At 73.9% G+C, this 17,238-nt stretch carries 14 protein-coding genes and 1 pseudogene; 7 read left to right on the top strand and 8 right to left on the bottom strand.

All coding sequences use genetic code 11. The features are described 5' to 3' along the window. Positions 1 to 208: 208 nt before the first annotated feature. Positions 209 to 2,614, top strand: coding sequence for a DEAD/DEAH box helicase (locus tag FHX44_RS14495; RefSeq protein ID WP_246170379.1), 2,406 nt, complete (start codon positions 209 to 211; stop codon positions 2,612 to 2,614). Positions 2,615 to 3,076: 462 nt separating this feature from the next. Here FHX44_RS14495 and FHX44_RS14490 read toward each other — a convergent pair. From FHX44_RS14490 to FHX44_RS14455, 8 genes and pseudogenes are all read right to left on the bottom strand, one after another. After that, positions 3,077 to 3,424 (bottom strand): annotated as a pseudogene (locus FHX44_RS14490) (Rv3654c family TadE-like protein); the annotation flags it as partial. Beyond that, positions 3,421 to 3,804: a TadE family type IV pilus minor pilin gene (locus FHX44_RS14485; RefSeq protein WP_147256287.1), complete on the bottom strand. Its 384-nt coding sequence runs from the start codon at positions 3,802 to 3,804 to the stop codon at positions 3,421 to 3,423. The pseudogene FHX44_RS14490 and the gene FHX44_RS14485, both read right to left, overlap by 4 nt. After that, positions 3,804 to 4,022 (bottom strand): DUF4244 domain-containing protein, encoded by a 219-nt coding sequence (locus FHX44_RS14480; RefSeq protein ID WP_147256286.1) that lies wholly within the window; start codon positions 4,020 to 4,022, stop codon positions 3,804 to 3,806. The genes FHX44_RS14485 and FHX44_RS14480 overlap by 1 nt, the downstream gene beginning before the upstream one ends. Positions 4,023 to 4,054: 32 nt before the next feature. After that, positions 4,055 to 4,804 (bottom strand): type II secretion system F family protein, encoded by a 750-nt coding sequence (locus tag FHX44_RS14475; RefSeq protein ID WP_147256285.1) that lies wholly within the window; start codon positions 4,802 to 4,804, stop codon positions 4,055 to 4,057. Further along, on the bottom strand, positions 4,801 to 5,604 hold the full coding sequence (locus FHX44_RS14470; protein WP_147256284.1) for a type II secretion system F family protein: 804 nt from the start codon (positions 5,602 to 5,604) through the stop codon (positions 4,801 to 4,803). Before FHX44_RS14470 ends, FHX44_RS14475 begins: the two co-directional genes overlap by 4 nt. Further along, the gene (locus FHX44_RS14465; RefSeq protein WP_147256283.1) at positions 5,601 to 6,803 is read right to left on the bottom strand and encodes a TadA family conjugal transfer-associated ATPase; all 1,203 of its coding nucleotides are present in this window, start codon (positions 6,801 to 6,803) and stop codon (positions 5,601 to 5,603) included. Before FHX44_RS14465 ends, FHX44_RS14470 begins: the two co-directional genes overlap by 4 nt. Next, positions 6,800 to 7,912: a septum site-determining protein Ssd gene (ssd, locus tag FHX44_RS14460; RefSeq protein ID WP_342792566.1), complete on the bottom strand. Its 1,113-nt coding sequence runs from the start codon at positions 7,910 to 7,912 to the stop codon at positions 6,800 to 6,802. The genes FHX44_RS14465 and ssd overlap by 4 nt, the downstream gene beginning before the upstream one ends. Positions 7,913 to 8,266: 354 nt before the next feature. Further along, on the bottom strand, positions 8,267 to 8,968 hold the full coding sequence (locus FHX44_RS14455; protein WP_147256282.1) for a GntR family transcriptional regulator: 702 nt from the start codon (positions 8,966 to 8,968) through the stop codon (positions 8,267 to 8,269). 120 nt (positions 8,969 to 9,088) lie between these two features. Between FHX44_RS14455 and FHX44_RS14450 the strand changes: the two genes are divergently transcribed. From FHX44_RS14450 to FHX44_RS14425, 6 genes are read left to right on the top strand one after another with little or no spacing between them, the layout of a single operon-like run. Continuing rightward, positions 9,089 to 10,375, top strand: coding sequence for an ABC transporter substrate-binding protein (locus tag FHX44_RS14450; RefSeq protein WP_147256281.1), 1,287 nt, complete (start codon positions 9,089 to 9,091; stop codon positions 10,373 to 10,375). After that, positions 10,372 to 11,325 carry a carbohydrate ABC transporter permease gene (locus FHX44_RS14445; protein ID WP_147256280.1) on the top strand — a complete coding sequence of 318 codons (954 nt, stop codon included), beginning with the start codon at positions 10,372 to 10,374 and terminating at the stop codon, positions 11,323 to 11,325. The genes FHX44_RS14450 and FHX44_RS14445 overlap by 4 nt, the downstream gene beginning before the upstream one ends. Further along, the gene (locus FHX44_RS14440; protein WP_147256279.1) at positions 11,322 to 12,140 is read left to right on the top strand and encodes a carbohydrate ABC transporter permease; all 819 of its coding nucleotides are present in this window, start codon (positions 11,322 to 11,324) and stop codon (positions 12,138 to 12,140) included. Before FHX44_RS14445 ends, FHX44_RS14440 begins: the two co-directional genes overlap by 4 nt. Then, positions 12,137 to 14,191, top strand: coding sequence for an alpha-amylase family protein (locus FHX44_RS14435; protein ID WP_147256278.1), 2,055 nt, complete (start codon positions 12,137 to 12,139; stop codon positions 14,189 to 14,191). Before FHX44_RS14440 ends, FHX44_RS14435 begins: the two co-directional genes overlap by 4 nt. Beyond that, positions 14,179 to 16,134: an alpha-amylase family protein gene (locus FHX44_RS14430; RefSeq protein ID WP_212612475.1), complete on the top strand. Its 1,956-nt coding sequence runs from the start codon at positions 14,179 to 14,181 to the stop codon at positions 16,132 to 16,134. The genes FHX44_RS14435 and FHX44_RS14430 overlap by 13 nt, the downstream gene beginning before the upstream one ends. Then, positions 16,134 to 17,081 carry a D-2-hydroxyacid dehydrogenase gene (locus tag FHX44_RS14425; RefSeq protein ID WP_147256277.1) on the top strand — a complete coding sequence of 316 codons (948 nt, stop codon included), beginning with the start codon at positions 16,134 to 16,136 and terminating at the stop codon, positions 17,079 to 17,081. Before FHX44_RS14430 ends, FHX44_RS14425 begins: the two co-directional genes overlap by 1 nt. Positions 17,082 to 17,238: the final 157 nt, after the last annotated feature.

Below are 17,238 nucleotides of genomic sequence, written 5' to 3'. Positions count from 1 at the left end.
CTAACGAAACGGGCCAGGGAGCACGGACGGCAACCCTGGCGTCTTGGAGAACCCGTCGCCCCACGTGGGCGCGGTACAGGCGCGTGCAGTGTAAGTGTGTGGCTTTCGCCACCGCGCAGTGAGCCCCCTCACCGTCGGCTGATCGACTCGTCGGGCCGAGGGCACCGGAGGGAGAGACCGTCGGTGCGGTGTGCCAACCTCGGACACCGTGGGTGACGGGCGCGAACAGGAGGGGCGGGGCGAAATCCTGCTGCGCCGCCTGCTCGCCGGGGGCGAGGCGCCGTCTGATGGCGACGAGGCCGGTCCGCTGCGGCACGCGGTGCGGCTCCCGCCGCGGACCGGGCGGACCGCGGCCTGGCCGGAGTGGGCGCCACATCGGCTGCGGGAGGCGTGGGGCCGTCTGGGGGTGCCGGCGCCGTGGACCCACCAGGCCGAGGCGGCCGAGCTGGCCTGGGCGGGCAGGGACGTCGTGGTCGCCACCGGGACGGCGTCGGGGAAGTCGCTGGCCTACCAGCTGCCCGTGCTCGCGCGGTTCGCGCAGGACCCCAAGGCCACCGCCCTCTACCTGTCGCCTACCAAGGCGCTCGCGGCCGACCAGCTGCGCGCGCTGGACGCGCTCGCCGTGCCCGACGTGCGTGCCACCCCGTTCGACGGCGACACGCCGACCGACGCGCGTGACTGGGCGCGGCGGCACGGGCGCTGGGTGTTCAGCAACCCGGACATGCTGCACCGCGCGCTGCTGCCGAGGCACGGCCAGTGGGCGATGTTCCTGCGCAGGCTGCAGTTCGTGGTGGTGGACGAGTGCCACACCTACCGGGGTGTGTTCGGCTCGCACGTGGCACTGCTGCTGCGCAGGCTGCTGCGCGTGTGTGCGCGCTACGGCTCGCGCCCCACCCTCGTGCTCGCCTCGGCCACGGTGGCCGAGCCTGCGGAATTCGCCGCTCGACTCACCGGGCGGCAGGTGGTGGCGGTGACCGACGACGGCTCGCCCGCGTCGGGGCGTACCGTCGCGCTGTGGGAGCCGCCCCTGCTCCCGGAGCTGACCGGCGAGAACGGGGCACCGGTGCGCAGGCCCGCCGGCACCGAGGCCGCCCGGATGCTCGCCGACCTGGTGGTCGAGGGGGCGCGCACGCTCGTGTTCGTGCGCTCCCGGCGCGGCGCCGAGGTGGCCGCGCTCACCGCGCAACGGTTGCTCGCCGACGTCGACCCGGGCCTCGCGCCTCGGGTGGCCGCCTACCGTGGCGGGTACCTGCCCGAGGAACGGCGCGCCCTCGAGGCGTCGCTCGCCGACGGTGAGCTTCTCGGCATGGCGACCACGAACGCGCTCGAGCTCGGCGTGGACATCGCAGGCCTCGACGCGGTGGTGGTGGCGGGCTTCCCGGGCACCCGCGCGTCGTTCTGGCAGCAGTCCGGACGTGCCGGCCGCGCCCGTGACGAGGCGCTCGTGGTGCTCGTGGCGCGGGACGACCCCATGGACACCTATCTCGTACACCACCCGGACGCCCTCCTGGGCGCCCCGGTGGAGGGCTGTGTGCTCGATCCGGCGAACCCCTACGTGCTGGGCCCCCAGCTCGTCTGCGCCGCGGCCGAGCTGCCCGTGACCGACGACGACGTGCGCGACGTCTTCGGCGGCCCGCCCGCGGCCGCCGTGCTCGACGAGCTCGTGTCCGACGGGGTGCTGCGCCGCAGACCGACCGGCTGGTACTGGCCGTCCACGAGGGAACGGCCCGCCGGTGCGGTGGACATCAGGGGCTCTGGCCTCGGCCAGGTGGCCGTGGTGGAGGCGGAGACCGGCCGCATGCTCGGCACGGTGGACGGCGCGTCCGCTCCCGCGACCGTGCACTCCGGCGCGGTGTACCTGCACCGCGGCGAGACCTACCTCGTGCAGCAGTTGGATCTCGAGGCCGGGATCGCCGTGGTGGCGGCGGCCGACCCCGGGTTCCGCACCGACGCGCGGTCCACGGCCGACGTCGAGGTGGCGCGCGTACTCGATCAGCGCGACCTCGGCCCGGTGCGGGTGTCGTTCGGCGAGGTGACCGTGACCTCGCAGGTGGTGGAGTACCTGCGACGGGCCCCGGACGGCACCGTGCTGGCAACCACCCCGCTGGACCTGCCCGAGCAGGTGTTGCGCACCCGAGGGGTCTGGTACGACGTGGACGAGGAGGCGCTCGTGGCGGCGGGAGTGCCGCCCCGGCGGATCCCCGGCGCGCTCCACGCCGCCGAGCACGCCGCGATCGGTCTCCTGCCGCTCTTCGCCATCTGCGACCGCTGGGACGTCGGGGGCATGTCCACCGCGCTGCACCCGCACACCGGACGGCCCACCGTGTTCGTGCACGACGGCCACCCGGGGGGCGCGGGCTTCGCCGAGCGCGGGCACGCGGTGCTCGGCCGCTGGCTGGCCGCCACCCGTGCTGCGATCGCCGACTGCGAGTGCCGCACCGGATGCCCGTCCTGCGTGCAGTCGCCGAAGTGCGGCAACGGCAATGCCCCACTGGACAAGTCGGGGGCGCTGGCGGTGCTCGACGTGGTGCTGGCGGCGCTGGGCGGGCCGTCCGCGGCGACCGGTGCTCCCGACCGGCGGGCCGGGCCGTGCGTAGGCACGGCCCCGAGGTAGACCGCCGCCGGCCGGCCACGTCGGGGGCCGGGCCGGCCGGCGACGGTCGGCGCGCGGTGGGCCGGATATGGGGTGGGCGTCGGTTCCGACGTTCCGGCCCCACCGCAGTCTGGGGAGCGACATCCGGGGTCCGGCCTGGCGTGCATGGCCGGGGACTGCATCCAGTAGGCGCGTCGGATCCCTCCGATTCCAGTACGTGTCGCTGATCGGTACCGATGTGACGACGAGCGTTCCCGTGGTGCGCCGAGTCGTCGGGCGGCCGTGGAAGGCCGCGGGTGGGGCGATCACCAGGCAAGCAGGTCCGCCTGCCCACGTCGGCATACCGCTCGTCGTGGCGCTCGGCGGTCTGCCGCCGCACCGGGCGCCGACCGGCTGAGTCACGGCTGGTGCGTTCGGCTGTGTGCCGCCGACCGCAGGCGGTGCGGGCTCCGAAGTGCCCGTTGTGGGGACCGGACCGGCCCGCGCCCGGCCTGCGGCGGTGCCGATCCCGATGCCGGGCGCTGTGACCGCGGCCGGTACGCGGACCTCCACCAGTGCGTCCCAGCCGACGAGCCGACACGAGGTGAGGGTGCCGCCCACCGCTCCCGCCACGTCCCCGGCTCGGCGGCATGCGGCCTCCTGCCCCTCGACGGCGAGGCCCGCCGCCGCGAGCGCGGCGAGGTCGGCCGCCGCCTCGGCTCGGTGCCGGGCGATCACCGCGGCGCCCAGGTGCAGCCCGACGACGAACACGGTGGTGATCACTGCTACGCCGACCGCCGCCCACACGGTGGCGCTGCCTCCGTCGTGGGAGCGGCGTGGGTGGCCGCTCATGGTGGCGTGGCTCCCGGCTCGAGTGCCGCTACCGCGCGACCTCCGATCCGCACCGGGAGGGGGTGCAGGACATCCGCCGACACCTCGGCGACCACGAGGTCGCCCTCGGCGCGCAGCGTCAGGCGGGCGCCGGACGGCGCCAGCTGGGCGGCGACGGCGTGGCCGCGGTCGGCCTCACCGCGAGCGGCGAGCCGGGCGAGCTCGCGGGCCGCGTCGACGCACCGGATGGACCCGCCCGCCGCGGCGATGGCGCCGACCGCCACGGCGAGGAACACCGCGAGGCTGCACAAGGCGAGCGCCGCCTCGACGGTGACGGCTCCACGATCCCGGTCGTCGGCCGTTTCCCGGCGTCGGCGCCTGGCCGGGACCCGGGCGCCCATCAGAACGTGACCGTCAGGGCGCGCTCGACGAGCCCGGTGAGCGCCGTGAGGATCGAGTCGCCGGTGACGACCGTGTAGAGCAGTGCCCCGAAGGCGGCGGCGGCCACCGTGCCTATTGCGTATTCGACCGTGCTCATTCCCCGGTCGTCGTGGACGAGCCTGCGCAGCCGTGACTGCAGCTGCGTGCTGACCGGACGGGTGGCGTGGGACTGGATCATTGTTCTCTCCTCTTCTCGTGGGTGGACGGTGCTCACCAGTTCGCGAGCACCTCGCCGGCGAGGCCGACGACGACCGGGGCTATGCCCAGGACCAGGAATGCCGGCAGGAAGCACACGCCGAGCGGCGCGGTGATGAGCACGGCGGCGCGCTGGGCCTTCGCCTGCGCCGTGTCGAGCAGGCCGGCCCTGATCCGCTCGGCCTCGGCACGGGCGACCTGGGCCAGCGCCGAACCGGTGCTCGCCGACCGCCCCGCCGCACGGGCGAACGTGGCGAGGGCAGGCAGCCGCTCCGCGGCGATCCACGCCGCCTCCGCGTCGGCGCCGAGCTCGAGCAGGCCCGCGGTGCGGCGCAGGCGCGCACCGACGGCACCCCGGAGCGGTTCGGCGGCCGCCGTGACGGCGAGCGCGACGGGCAGCCCTGCCTCCAGGCACACGGCGAGCAGCTCCCAGCCGGCCGCGAGCTCCGTGTCCGGCTCGGGAGCGAGCGCTCCGTCCGGCCGGCCGCGGCGCGCCGCGAGGACGCCCGCGCCCGCCGCGGCGGCGGCGAGCAGCAGCCCGGCCGGGGCACCGGCGGCCGCCCAGCCCAGTGCGCCGGTGGCCGCAGCGCCGACCGCGATCCACGCCGGGCGGACCGGAGGGCTTTCTCCAGGTGGGTGTGACGGTGGGGTCTGCAGCGCGCGGAGCCGGTGGTGGCCGTGCCGGGCGCCGCAGAGGAGGAGCGCGGCGGCGAGCAGAACCAGCGCCACGATCTGGCCGGACGAGACCGGCTGCCCGCCCGTCATCGGGGTACCGCCGAACCGAGGATCCGCTCCGACCACGCGCTGCCCGCAGCCAGCAGCACGACGCCGATGACCAGCAGGACCTGTCCGAGCGGGCCGCCGCGCAGGACGCCGATCGGGTCGGCGCCGATCAACTGCCCGAGCGCGATGCCGAGGACCGGCAGCGTGGTGAGCACCGCAGCGGTGGCACGCGGCCCGGCGAGCTGTGCCCGGACGGTGGCGGCGAACCGGACCCGCCAGCGGATGTCCTCATGGGCACGGCCGAGCAGGTCGGCGAGCGGGATGCCGTGCCGTTCGGCGAGCGCCCACGCCGTGGCGATCCGTTCGACGTCGGCGTTGATCTCGGCGCGGGTCACGCCGCCACGCCGCAGCGCCGGCACGATCCCGTCGCCGAGGCGCGCGGCCACCGCGGCCGGGGCGAGCACGGATCGGGCGAGCGGGCCGTCGGCGTCGATGCCCGCGAGCGCCGCGGCCGGATGGCTACCGGCGCGCAGCTCGTCGGTGATGCGGGCAACCGCGGCGGCCAGCTGCTCGGCGGCGGTGGCCCTGTCGTGGGCCGCACGCCGGACCGCCCGTCGCTGCCGGACCACGAGCGCGGCGACCGCGCCGGCGAGCGCACCGCCCACCCCGGCGAGCACGGCCCCAACGAGCCCGCCAGCGAGAACGGGCCCGACGAGGTTCGGCCACCGGATGCGCGGGGGGCGCGTGGCCGGCCACAGCGCCGCGAACCGGGCCACCGCGGGCGGTGGTGGTGTGCAGGCGACGGCAGCGGCGAGTGCGGCGCACGCGGCAGCGGCGTTCACCACGGGAGGGTCACCTCCCGCTCCTCGAGCAGCGCACCGAGCACGGGGCGGTCTGCGGTCCAGCCCTGCGCCCGTGTCCAGACCGGTCGGACGGTGACCGCGTGGTGGTCGGTGTGGAGGTCATGGCCCAGCACGGCGACCGTGTCGAGCACCCGTGCCCCGGACGGCAGCCGGTGCATGTGCAGCACGACCTGCACGGCCGCGGCGAGCTGGCTGTGGAGCGCGTCGCGGGGCAGCCCGCCTGCGGCGGCGAGCGCCTCCATCCGCGCGGGAACCTCGCGTGCGGAGTTGGCGTGGATGGTGCCCGCGCCGCCGTCGTGGCCGGTGTTGAGCGCGGCGAGCAGGTCGCACACCTCGCCGCCGCGCACCTCGCCGACGATCAGGCGGTCGGGTCGCATCCGGAGGGCCTGCCGCACGAGGTCGCGCAGCGTGACCCCGCCTGCGCCCTCGATGTTGGCGGGCCGGGCGACGAGCCGCACGACGTGCGGGTGGCGCGGCCGCAGCTCCTCGGCGTCCTCGACGCAGACCACGCGCTCCCGCGGGTCGACGGCGGCGAGGAGTGCCGCGAGGATCGTGGTCTTGCCGCTGCCCGTGCCCCCCGAGACGACGAACGCGAGCCGGGCGGCGAGCACCGCGCGCAGCACCGCCTCGCCGGTGGCGTCGATGGTGCCCGACGCGCGCAACGCGGCGAGGTCGTGGGCCGCCGGGCGGAGGACGCGCAGCGACAGGCAGGTGCCGTCGGCGGCGACCGGTGGCAGCACGGCGTGCAGCCGCACGCCCGCGTCGGCGACCCAGCCGTCGACGTACGGGCTGGCGTCGTCGAGGCGACGTCCGGCGGCGATCGCGAGGCGCTGCGCGAGGCGGCGCACCGCGCCGTCGTCGGGGAAGCGGACCGCGGTGCGCTCGAGGCCGGCTCCTCGGTCGACCCACACCGAGGCGGGCCCGCAGACGAGGACGTCTGTGGTGCGCGGGTCGCGCAGCAGCTGGTCGAGCGGGCCTGCGCCGATGAACTCCTGGCGCAGTACCCGCAGCGCGGACAGCACGTCGAGGTCGGAGACGACCCCTCCGGACTCGGCCCGCACGGCCGCGGCCACGGCGGCCTGGGTGAGCTCGCCACCGGTGGCGGCGAGCCGGGAGCGCACCCTGTCGACGAGCGGGGTGGTGTCGGCCGGTGGCGCCGTGCCGGCGTGCGCGTTCATGAGCGCGCCCCCGATGCGGCGCGCACCGCGGCGAGCACGGCGCGGGCCGCGCCGGCCAGTGGACCGTGGGGCCGCGGCGGAGCCTCGCCGCGCTCCAGCGCTCGCGCCAGCCCCGGCTCCGGGCGCATGGCGGCGAGCAGCGGGACTCCCACCGCCCTGGCCACCTCGTCGGCCTCGACACCGCCCGGCGCAGGGCCGCGGACGACGGCTCGGACCGGCCTGCCGTGCCGGCCGAGCAGCGCGGCGACCCGCGCGCCCGCGGCGGAGGAGCGGACGTCGGCGGTGACGACGAGCGCGACGAGGTCGGCGACCGCCAGTGCGGCGGCCGCCGCCTCGGTGGGATGGCGCGGGAGGTCGCACACGACGATGTCGCCTGCCCGCCGGCCCGCCTCGACCACGGCGCGCACGGCCGCGGGCGCGGGCCCGTGGGTGCTGCGGTCGCAGGAGAGGACGCCGAGCGCGCCCTCGCGGCGCCCGACACGGGGTGACGGGAGTGCCGCGTGGAGGGCCGAGGCCGGGACCCGGCCGCCCTCGACCCCGACGCCGGGCCAGCGCAGCCCGCCGAGGTCCTCCGCGCCGAGGACGAGATCGAGCCCGCCGCCGAGCGGGTCGCAGTCGACGAGGAGGGCTCGGGCACCCTCGCGCACCGCGGTGACCGCGACGGCCGCGGCCAGCACCGATGCCCCGGCTCCGCCGCGGCCGCCGACGACGGCGAGCACGGTGCCGCCCGGACGCGGGCCCTCAGCGGCGTCGGTGAGCGCGGCGACCAGCCACTGCTCGGCCTCGGGCAGCGTGATGACGTGCTCGGCCCCGACGGCGACCGCGTGCCGCCACACCGAGGCCGGCGGTTCGCCGCGTACGGCGAGGACGACGTCGCCGCGCCGGGGCAGGCCGGCCCGGGCGCACTGCGCGGCCGCGGCGGCGTCGAGCAGCACCAGCGGGGCGTCGCTCCAGAACGCGCGGGCCTGCGGGGGATCGACCGCGCGCTGCATCTCGCACCCCGCGGCCGCCGCGAGCCGCAGGAGCGCGTCGAGCAGGTCGGGGTCGGAGACCATGACCAGGCCTCGGGGCGGCGGACCCGGCCGCTCCGTCATCTCTCTCGATCGCACGACAGCCTCCTCGTGGACCCGGTCGGGCGAGCCGGGTACGAGCCAGCGTGGCCGGTCGAGGGGGCGTGTGGCGGACGATCACCGAACCTGTGGACAACCTGTGGTTGATGTGGACAACTCGGTCAGCAGGTGGCTGACCAGCCCGTTCTCGTCGGCCCCCTGGGGAAGAATGGATCGGGGGCTGCTCGCTTCCGGCGATCGATCCACAGCCTGTGAGGCCCCACGCGGGCCCGAGACGCACGCGGTTGCGGCACCCGCATCGCTCGTGCGCTCCTGACGGCGATCACCACGTCGAGATCGGCGCGAAGGCACGCCGCCGTCACCGCCTGGACGTTCCCGTGCTGCTCGCTGCGGTCAAACGCCCACGCGCGGAGGTTCCTGCTGTCGTTCGTCGCGGGCCAGCCGGGCGACCAGCCGGTCCCGCGCGGCCCGCAGGTGGTCGGACAGGTGGTCGGCGGCAGCCGCGGGATCGCCTGTCTCGATCGCCGCGAGGATCGCCCCGTGCTCCGCGGCCACGGTGTGGGGGTCGGTGGTGCGGTGGGCCTGGAACTGGCCCATCGTGAGGTGCACCTCGCCCATGATCAGTTCGTGCATGCGGGAGAGCCGCTTGCTGCCCACGGCGTCGACCAGTGAGGTGTGGAACGCGATGTCGGCTTCCACCTGGTGCGCGAAGTCCTTGTCGGCCACCGCGCGCTCGATGTTCTCTTGGGCTCCGCGGGCCTCGTCCGGGACCGTGCCCAGCTCGGCGAGCCGCTGCACCGCGCGCCGTTCGATCGAGTCGCGCGCGAAGTAGAGGTCGAGGATCTCGGCCACGCCGAGCTCGGGCACCACCGCGGTGCGGTGGGCCGTGCGCTGCAGGAGCCCGGCGGCCGTGAGCCGCTCCAGGCAGGCCTTGGCCGTGGGGCGGGCGACCGCGTACTCGCCGGCCACCCGTGCCTCGGTGACCTTCTCGCCCGCGGCGATCTCGCCGTTGATGATCCGCTGCCGCATCGACTCGTACAGCGCGTCGATCATCGACGACGGCGCGAGCGTGAACCGCGACGTGCCTGCCGACATGCGCCTACGCTACTGCCCGGCAAAATTGTTAGACAAGTATGCAGAGCATCTTGACTGACAAGTGCACCAGTTCGTAGCGTCGGCACGGCCGCATCCACCTCAGAGCCGAGGAGCACCTCGATGGACCCGATGAACCGACGACGTTTCATGCAGCTGGTCGGACTCGGAGCCGGGATGACGGCGCTCGCCTCCTGCGGCGGCGGGTCGGACGGCAGCGCGATCCGCTACGCGTGGTGGGGCGACACGGTCCGGCAGCAGAAGTACACGGCCGCGCTGGACGCGTTCGTCGCGCAGAACCCCGGGATCGAGGTCCGGCCCGAGTTCGCCGACTACGACGCGTTCCAGGAACGCATCACCGTCCAGACGGCGGGCCGCGACGTACCCGACGTCTTCTGGATCCCGTCACCGCACGTCATGAGCTACCACGATGCGGGCCTCTACCGGCGCCTCGACGACATCGGCTCCCTCGACCTCTCCGCGTTCAGCGCCGCGCAGCTGGAGTCGTTCAAGATCGACGGCGAGCTGAACACGCTGCCGCGCTCCGTGCTGACGGCAGCCGTGCGCTACAACCAGACCTTCCTCGACGAGGCAGGCGCCCAGCTGCCCGCCGACGACCCGCAGAGCTGGACCTGGGACGCGCTCTCGGAGTTCCTGATCGACTACGCGCGCAACGCCCCGGCGGGCCGCAAGGCCATCCACTACAACGCCCAGGCCGACCTGTGCTTCGAGGCATGGCTGCGCCAGCACGGGCAGGACCTGTGGACCGCCGACGGGCGCATGGGCTTCGACGCCGCCGCGCTCGAGGGGTGGTTCGAGTGGTGGGAGGTGCTGCGGCGCGCAGGTGCCACGACGAGCCTGTCCGAGCAGGAGGGCGCGTCGCCGGAGTGGGAGGTGGTCGGCGACAAGGTGCTGATGACCTTCGGCAACTCGAACCACATCGCCGACGAGGCGCCGATGTTCCCCGACTACGAGTTCGGCCTGCGGATGATGCCGGTGCTCCCCGACGCGGCCCCCGGCCACCGCTTCGGCTACCTGAGCCGGCTCGCCGTCTACCGGGGCATCGACGACGACGCGCTCGACGCCGCAGGCCGGCTCGTGCAGTTCAACATCAACGACCCGGCGTTCCTGCGCATCGTGGGGCTCTCGGTGGGCGCGCCCGCGAACCCGCGGATGCTGCAGGAGGCCTACGCCGTGGCGAACGAGGACGAGAAGAAGATGCTCACCGTCGTCGAACAGGAGCTGGCGCAGGAGCAGAAGCCCCGATACGAGGCGCCGCCCGGCTCGGGGACGTGGCGCACGATCATGGCCCGCGGCGTGGAGGAGGTGGCGCTGGAGCGGGCGAGCGTCGCCGACGCCGCCGCGCGCGTGATCGCCGACATCGATCGCGAGCTGGGCCAGGCGTCATGACCCAGGACACGCTCGTGCGACCGGTGGCGCAGAGCCCACCGCCACCGCCGCGGCGCCGTCGGACGCCGTCGTTCCGCAGGCAGGGCGGCGCTGCGCACGTGTTCCTGCTGCCGTTCCTTCTGGGGCTCGTGCTCATCACGGCCGTGCCGCTGCTGGCGTCGCTGTACCTGTCGTTCACCGACTACGACCTGCTGCACGACCCCGAGCTGGTCGGGCTGGACAACTTCCGCCGGATGGTCGAGGACGAGCGGTTCTGGGCCTCGGTCGGCGTCACGCTGTGGTACGTGCTGGTCTCGGTGCCGCTGCAGCTGGGCTTCGCGTTGCTGCTCGCGGTGCTGCTGGACAAGGGGATGCGCGGCCTCGCGCTCTACCGCAGCGCCTTCTACCTGCCGTCGCTGCTCGGGTCCAGCGTGGCCGTCGCGATCCTCTGGCGGCAGCTCTTCGGCCACGAGGGCCTGGTCAACAGCCTGCTCGGCTGGTTCGGCGTGGAGGGTGAGAGCTGGCTGCAGAACCCGGACACCGCGCTGTCGACGCTCGTGGTGCTCAACGTGTGGACGTTCGGCTCGCCGATGATCATCTTCCTGGCCGGGCTGCGGCAGATCCCCGAGGAGCTGTACGAGGCGGCGCGGGTGGACGGCGCCGGCCGGGTGCGGCAGTTCTGGAGCGTCACGGTGCCGCTGCTCACGCCGATCGTGTTCTTCAACCTCGTGCTGCAGACGATCGGCGCGTTCCAGGCGTTCACCCAGGCCCACATCATCAGCGGCGGTCAGGGCGGGCCACTGGACTCCACGCTGTTCTACACGCTCTACCTGTACCAACAGGGGTTCCAGAGCTTCAACATGGGCTACGCGTCGGCGATGGCGTGGGTGCTGCTGCTCGTCATCGCGCTCGTGACCGCCGGGCACTTCCTGCTGTCGAGGTACTGGGTGTTCTACGGGGACGAGCGATGAGGGCGGGCGTGCGGCACGTCGTGATGTGCGCGTTCGTGCTGGTGATGATCTACCCGCTGATCTGGATGGTGGCCAGCTCGTTCAAGCCGGGCAACCTCGTGCTGTCCGAGCCCGGCCTGATCCCGTCGGAGGTGACGTTCCAGAACTACCGCGACGGCTGGAACGCGCTCGACGAGCCGTTCTCGCTGTTCTTCCTCAACTCGCTGATGGTGAGCGTCGGCTCGATCGTCGGCAACCTGGTCTCCTGCTCGCTCGCGGCCTACGCCCTCGCCCGGCTGGAGTTCCGGGGGAGGCGGCTGTACTTCGCCATCACGCTGGTGTCGGTGATGCTGCCGCTGCACGTGCTGGTGGTGCCGCAGTACATCTTCTTCTCCCAGCTGGGGATGGTGAACACCTACTTCCCGCTGCTGCTGCCGAAGTTCCTCGCCACCGACGCGTTCTTCACGTTCCTCATGGTCCAGTTCATCCGGACGATCCCGCGCGAGCTGGATGCTGCGGCGTGGGTGGACGGCGCGGGACCGTTCCGCACCTTCTGGTCGATCATCCTGCCGCTCATGACGCCCGCGCTGGTGACATCGGCGATCTTCACCTTCATCTGGACGTGGAACGACTTCTTCACGCCGCTGATCTACCTGACCTCCACCGAGATGTTCACGGTGCCGGTGGCGCTCAACTCGATGATGAGCTCGGAGACGTCGAGCGGGGTGGGCGCGCTGTTCGCGATGTCGCTGCTGTCGTTGCTGCCCATCATCGTGTTCTTCGTGACGGCCCAGAAGTACCTGATCCGCGGCATCTCGACGACGGGACTGAAATGAACCTGCGCACCCCCGACTGGCACCGGACGGCCACGCGCTGGACCCAGCTCACCCTCACGGAGAACGACCCGGTCGAGTTCGATCCCGCGTTCTGGATCGACGTCATGCGCCGGACCCGGTCCAACGCCGCGTGCATCAGCGCGGGCGGCTACATGGCCTTCTACCCGACGCGGATCCCGTTCCACTACCGCAGCCGCCACCTCGGGGACGGCGACCCGTTCGGCGAGCTCGTCGCGGGGGCGCGCGGGCTGGGCATGCACGTGATGGCGCGCGTCGACCCGCACGCCGTGCACACCGACGCGCTCGCGGCCCACCCGGAGTGGGTGGCCCGTACACCCGACGGCGCGCCGCGCGAGCACTGGGCGTTCCCCGGCACGTACGTGACCTGCCCGTTCGGGCCGTACAACCGGGAGTTCGTCACGGAGGTCGCCCGCGAGCTGATGCGCGAGTACGACATCGACGCGATCTTCGCCAACCGCTGGCAGGGCCACGGCGTGTCCTACAGCGAGCACGCGCGCCGGTCGTTCTTCGACGCCACCGGCCACGAGCTGCCGCTCGAACCGTACGACCCGGACGACCTCGCGTGGAAGGCCTACGTCCCGTGGCGGCGCCAGCAGCTCAGCGAGCTCGTGGCGCTGTGGGACACGGCGGTGAAGGACATCCGCCCGCACGCGCGGTTCATCCCCAACCTCGGCTCCCTGGCCGTGCACGAGCTCGACCGCGACCTGATCGAGCGGCACTACCCCTTCTTCGTGCTCGACCGGCAGGGGCGTACCGGCATCGAGCCGCCGTGGACCGCGGGCCGCAACGCCAAGCGCAGCCGCGGGGCGTTCCGCGACCGCCCGGCGGTGCTGATCTCCTCGGTGGGCCCCGAGCACCACGCGCACCGCTGGAAGGACTCGGTGGCCGGCCCTGCTGAGATCCGGATGTGGATCGTGGACGGGTTCGCGCAGGGCGGGCTCCCGTGGTTCACCAAGTTCAACGGCGTCGTGCCCGACGACCGGTGGGTGGCCCCCGTCGTCGATGCCTTCGGCCTGCACGCGGCCGTGGAGCCGGTGTTGTCCCGGATGCGGGTGACCGCCGACGTCGCGGTGTTCGACACGGCAGAACCCGGGGGCGACCCGCACGAGGACGGCTTCCACCAGGCGCTGGTGGAAGCGCGGATCCCGTTCGAGTTCGTCTCCGCCACCCGGTTCACGCCGGAGGAGCTCGGGCGCTTCCGGGTGCTCGTGCTGGCCAACGCGGAGCGGTTGAGCGACGAGGCGTGTGCCGCCGTGCGCGAGTTCGTGCGAGCGGGCGGCGGGGTGGTGGCGGGGTACCGGACGTCGCTGCAGACCGCCGACGGCACGCCGCGGGCCGACTTCGGGCTCGCCGACGTGCTCGGCGTGCACCTGGAGCAGGACGCCCGCGGCCCGGTGAAGAACAACTACATCGCGCTGACGGGGGAGCATCCGCTCTCGGCCGGGTACGAGGGCGCCCGGCGGATCATCGGCGGCACCCACCTGGTGCGCGTCGCCGCAGCCCCGGACGCCGACGTGCCCTTCCGGTTCGTCCCGGACTACCCGGACCTGCCGATGGAGGAGCTCTACGCGCGCCGCCCGCCGGAGGACCCGGCCGTCGTGGCGCGGCAGGGCGAGGGGCGCACGGTCCACATCGCGTTCGACCTCGGCTCGCTGTTCTGGGAGGCGCTGCAGCCCGACCACGGTCGGTTGATCGCGAACGCGGTGACGTGGGCGCTCGGCGGGCCGCACCGGGTCGCCGTCAGCGGGCCGGGACTGCACGACATCGCCGTCCACGAGGGCGACGATGAGCTCGCCGTGTGCCTCGTCAACCTCACCAACCCCGGCGCGATGCGCGGTCCGGTGCGAGAGCTGATCCCGGTGGGTCCGCTCACCGTCTCGGTGGCGCTGCCGGACGGGCGGACCGGGGCGAGCGCGCGGCTGCTGGTGGCGGGAGCGGAACCGGACGTCACGGTGGCGGACGGCCGGGTCTCGGTGGTCGTCGACTCGGTGGAGCTGCTCGAGGTGCTGCACGTGACGTGGGATCGCTGATGGGGCTGTGGTGGCACGAGCCGTTCCGCGCGTTCCAGACGAACCTCAGGGAGATCGACGCAGGCCTCGACGTGGAGCGGGTCCTGGACCAGATCGAGGACTTCGGCGCGAACGCGTGGCTGCTGTCGGTCGGCGGGATCGTCTCGAACTACCCGACCGACCTGCCCGCGCAGACCCGCAATCCGGCACTCGCACAGCGCGCGAGCGGCGACCTCGTCGGTGACGCCGTGGCCGCGGCGCACGACCGCGGGATCCGGCTGCTCGCCCGGATGGACTTCTCCAAGGTCGACCGGCGCCGCGCCGAGGAGCACCCCGAGTGGTGCTTCGTCGGTCCGGACGGCGAGTGGCAGGTCTACAACGGCCTCACCAGCGTCTGCCCGAGCGCGCCGTACTACCAGCGGGAGAGCTTCGCCGTGGTCGACGAGGTGCTCTCGCGCTACGAGGTCGACGGCTTCTTCTTCAACTGGGCCTCCTACAACGAGCGCGACTACAGCGGCCGCTACCGCGGGGTGTGCCAGTGCCTGTCGTGCGCGCGGGCGTTCGGCGCGCCGCTCCCGGCCGGGCCGGACGATCGCTCGTACCCCCGGTGGCGCCGGTTCGCCAAGGGCATGATCGACGAGTTCTGCGGCCGGATGCGCGAGTGGATCGCGGTGCGCAGGCCGGAGGCGCCGCTGATCATGGGCGACACCGCCGACATCGTCTTCCACGAGGCGAACAACGCGGTCGGGCGCCCGCTGTGGCACCACCGCACCAGCGAGCACGTGAGCGCGGCCCGCACGTACCGCCCGCACGTACCGGTGTTCACGAACGCGGTCGGCTTCGTCGACATGCCCTACCGGCTCGCCGGTGAGGAACCGGAGCACGTGGCGCAGTACCTCGTGCAGGCGATCTCGCGGGGAGCGAACCCGTCGACGTACGTCATGGGCACGCCGGACGACTCGCGCTACGAGTGCCTCGGCGTCGCCGGGCGGATCACCCGCCACCACCGCGACCACCAGGACGTCTACACCGACCTCGTCCCGGCGGCCCGCGTGCTGCTGGTGCGGCCGGACCCGCTCGCGCCGCGGCCCTCGACCGCGGAGTTCCAGGGCCTATACCGGGCACTGCTCGAACGGCACGTGCCGTTCGACGTGCTGGGGGAGGAGCGGCTGGGCGACTGCGGGCGGCTCGACGAGTACTCGGTGGTCGTGCTCCCCGACCTCGGTGCGCTCGATCCCGCCGCCGTCGCCGCGCTCGACGCGTTCACCGGCGCGATCGTGACCACGGGTTCCAGCGGGTTCGACGGGGAAGTCGCACAGCTCGTCGGGTCGCCGGTGCGGGAACGCCTCGCCGTACGCGACGGCGTCGAGGCCGTCCGGTCGATGCACCTGCTCCCCGACGGTGACGGCGCGTTCCCGGTTCCGGTGATCGGCGCCTACCACGTCGTCGCGCCGACGGACGGTGCGCGCACCGCGATGCGGGTGCTCTCCCGGGCGCCCTACGGGCCGCCGGAGAAGTGCCACGGGCACGTCGAGCTCGCGCAGCCCGGCCTGCTCGCCGCGGGCCGGATGACGGTGCTGCCGTGGACCGTGGGCCGGGCCTACCGGGAAGTGGGCCTGTCCGCGCACCGCGACCTGTTCGTCGACGCCGTCCGCGCGGCCGTGCCGGTGCCGGTCGGGGCGGACACCGACCTGCCCGACCAGGTGGAGGTGGTGCTCGGCCGCTCGCGGGCCGGGCTCGTGGTGCACCTGGTGAACCTCACCGGCGCCGGGCCGCAGCGCTTCGGGCCGCCCGTCCCCGTGCACGGGGCCCGGCTGTGGATCCCGTGGGCGGACCCGGCGGCGCGGGTTCGGGCCGTTGGCGCGAGCATCGACCTGGGCGTGACCGAGCGCGACGGCAGGCCGGGTGTCGACCTCCCGCCGCTCGGGCTGTTCGAGGTGCTGGTCATCGACAAGGAGACGTGATGGGTGAACCGCTTCTCGTGGTCGTCTGCGGGGTTCCGGAGCAGGAGGAGGAGCGGATCAGAGCGGCCGCGCCGGACGCCGAGGTCGTGTTCGCGGCGCGGACCGCCGAGGTGGCGGACCGGCTCCCGGATGCGCACGTCGTGGCCGGGAACCTCGAGGCCGCGGGGCTCGCGGCCGCGGGTCGGCTGCGGTGGGTGCACAGCTGGGCCGCGGGCGTCGACGGCGCGCTGTACCCCGAGATGGTGGCGAGCCCGGTCGTCCTGACGTCGTCGAAGGGCAACGGAGCCGTCCCGCTCGCCGAGCACGCGCTGATGCTCATGCTGATGCTCGACCGGGACGCGCCGCGCTGGCTGCGCGCACAGGGCTCGCGCAGCTGGGACCGTCACCGGCACGGCGAGCTCGCCGGTGCGACGTGCGGCATCGTGGGGATGGGCGGCGCAGGCACGGCCCTCGCCCGCAGGGCCGCCGCGTTCGACATGCGGGTGCTGGGGCTGCGGCGCCGCCCCGACCAGCAGGTGCCCGAGGTGGACCGGATGTACGGGCCGGGCGAGGTCACCGACTTCGTCGCGGAGTCCGACTTCGTGGTCGTCACGGCCGCCCTGACCGCGCAGAGCCGCGGGTTGCTCGGAGACGCCGCCTTTCGCGCGATGAAGCCCACCGCGTTCTACGTCTGCGTGTCCCGCGGCGGCATCGCCGACGACACCGCGCTGCTCACCGCGCTGCAGGACGGCGGGATCGCCGGTGCGGGCCTGGACGCGCACGCCGTCGAGCCGCTGCCGCCGGACAGCCCGTTCTGGTCGCTGCCGAACGTCATCGTCACGCCGCACAACGGCGCGACCACGGCGCAGACGCAGCGGCGAGGCGTGGACATCTTCGTCGACAACCTCACCCGTTTCGTCGCGGGCGAGCCGCTGCGCAACGTCGTCGACAAGCACGCCGGGTACTGATCGCCCCCCACACATGGGACGGCCCCCGCCAGGGGGGATTGGCGGGGGCCGTCTGTTGGTTCAGCTCCGGGGGGTCGAGCTGAACCGCGTCCGGACAGAGCCGGACGGTTCCATCGTAGCCCTTGACGAGCACATCCGCGCGCTTCAGATGCAAAGC

Source organism: Pseudonocardia hierapolitana (assembly GCF_007994075.1).
Classification (GTDB): Bacteria; Actinomycetota; Actinomycetes; order Mycobacteriales; family Pseudonocardiaceae; genus Pseudonocardia; species Pseudonocardia hierapolitana.
This window is presented reverse-complemented; position numbering and strand designations above follow the sequence as displayed.